1 protein-coding gene and 2 pseudogenes are annotated in these 1,978 nt (G+C 42.1%); 1 reads left to right on the plus strand and 2 read right to left on the minus strand.

Translation table 11 applies throughout. The annotated features are described in order from the left end of the window. Window positions 1-229, minus strand: a pseudogene (gene gcvT, locus ACP45E_RS10560) (glycine cleavage system aminomethyltransferase GcvT); the annotation flags it as partial. A gap of 476 nt (window positions 230-705) precedes the next feature. Next, entirely contained in the window at window positions 706-1,329 is a 624-nt protein-coding gene (locus ACP45E_RS10565) for a helix-turn-helix domain-containing protein (protein ID WP_017035900.1), read from the minus strand. Between the two features lie 417 nt (window positions 1,330-1,746). Here ACP45E_RS10565 and glyA point away from each other — a divergent pair. Next, window positions 1,747-1,978 (plus strand): annotated as a pseudogene (glyA, locus tag ACP45E_RS10570) (serine hydroxymethyltransferase); the annotation flags it as partial.

Raw genomic sequence — 1,978 nt, forward strand, 5'->3', positions numbered from 1 at the left:
ACTCTAAGAACGCTGCCGCACCGTCACCATGCAGGCGCAACTGCCCCATGTGCGACACATCAAAAAGACCCGCTGCGTCACGAGTGTGAAGGTGCTCTTTTTTAACACCAAGTGGGTACTGCACTGGCATGTCGTACCCAGCAAACGGGACCATTTTTGCGCCTACTTCAACGTGTAAAGCGTGTAATGGGGTCTTCAACAGTTCTTGATTCAATGATTCTTGAGACATTTTCTTCTCCGTTAGGCCAGATACAGACTATCGCTTGAGTATACTAATACCTTATCGATGCATTGCATTTGGCGGCTAATAATGTGGCAATGAATGTAGCACTCGATTGCAGCAGTCTATTCCATGTAGCGAACTAGCATGCAACGAACTAGCATGTAGCGGTCTAAATGTAGTGTTCTATAGCTGCAATACGTAATAGCATCACGTTAGTGAACTTTCCGACTGGGAAATCTTGTTTCTTATAATAAACAAGCACAATGACTTTTCCAGCTTTAACCCGTTTCCTACCCTTCAAAGTGTGACATTTAACATACTAATTACAATTACACCGCCCAAGAAAAAGCGACTATTCGATTCTATTGAAATCAAATAGCCGCCTATTTACCAAAATATCTCAAAAAGAAAACGGTTGCTTTCACTATAGGAAATTTAAACGGGTCATAAAAATCATTTCAAATGACCTTGTTTACTTCACTTTACTTCGCGGTAACCCATAAAATATGTGCGTCTTCTTCGCTGGTCGAGATCAACATGTGGCCCATATTTGCATCATAATAAACACTGTCGCCTTCGCTCATCGACACCGGTTCATAGAATTCTGAATAGAATAAAACGTCACCAGAAAGAATCAGTAGAAACTCTTCCCCATCGTGTCTGACCCAATCGCCATACTCTTCAAAATTACGTGCGTGAACGCGGCTTTTAAACGGCATCATTTTTTTATTGGATAATTGCGTCGCAAGGAGTTCATGCTCGTAAGTCGGCGTTGGGTGTGGTTTCCCTTCCCCTGAACGCGAGATATCTCGACGACCTGTTGCCACCTTTTTTCTAGGCGGCTCAAAGAGTTGCGGCATATCTATCTGCAATCCACTGGCCAATTTCTGCATAGCTTGAAACGTTGGCGATATTTGCTCATTTTCTATTTTGCTTAATGTTGAGCGAGCAAGCCCCGTTCTTTGACTTGCTTCTTCTAAGGTAATCCCAAGCTTGCCACGAATGTCTTTAATCCGTTCGCCAAGCTTTAAAGGCTCAATATTTTGATCCACTGATTCTTTCGCCAAAGTTAAAGATGGGTACTCATCATAGATGTCTTCAGACATGCTTGTCCCTCTATTATTTTATGCTTCTTATCTGTAGTTAACATTGTTGCATGAACCGACTTATCGATTAAAGAGTCGACCGTGAAATAAAGCGTGCTCTCGGTAACATAAATGGAAACTAGGTTTCCTATAGGAAATTTTTGATTGATTGTTTTTATGACTGGAGTTATGTTATCGGCTTGTTAGATGAAGAGATGCCGTTTTTGGTTTAGTTCCAGTTCCAGGATTCGCTTAAGGATTGGATATTGAGTTAAGCCAACTTTGCCCATTTTAGGGATATATTCGCGCTGTAATACGCTCTAATACTGCTGCTCTATATGCAGGTTAAACAGTCGATCGTTTTGCAGTTACAAACGAAAGCCTTAGTAAGCAACAACAATAACGCAAGCTTACTAATAAATTGGAAGATACTCTGCCATGAACAACGCTTACTCAAATCACAGCCTCGATAGTTTTTTCACCACTAACCTTGGCGCAACCGACGATGCCGTATTTGCCGGTATCCAAGCGGAAAATACTCGCCAGAACGAACAAATCGAGTTGATCGCCTCAGAAAACATTGTTTCTAAAGCCGTCATGCAAGCACAAGGTACCTGTTTAACCAATAAATATGCCGAGGGTTACACTGGTCAGATCGGAAGAGCGGGTC

Origin of the sequence: Vibrio genomosp. F10 str. 9ZD137 (assembly GCF_049974785.1) — a bacterium.
Lineage (GTDB): Bacteria > Pseudomonadota > Gammaproteobacteria > Enterobacterales > Vibrionaceae > Vibrio.

What these genes read in the sequence shown, in the direction of transcription:
- ACP45E_RS10565 (WP_017035900.1), bottom strand. Translation starts at nt 1,329, where the DNA reads ATGTCTGAAGACATCTATGATGAGTACCCATCTTTAACTTTGGCGAAA.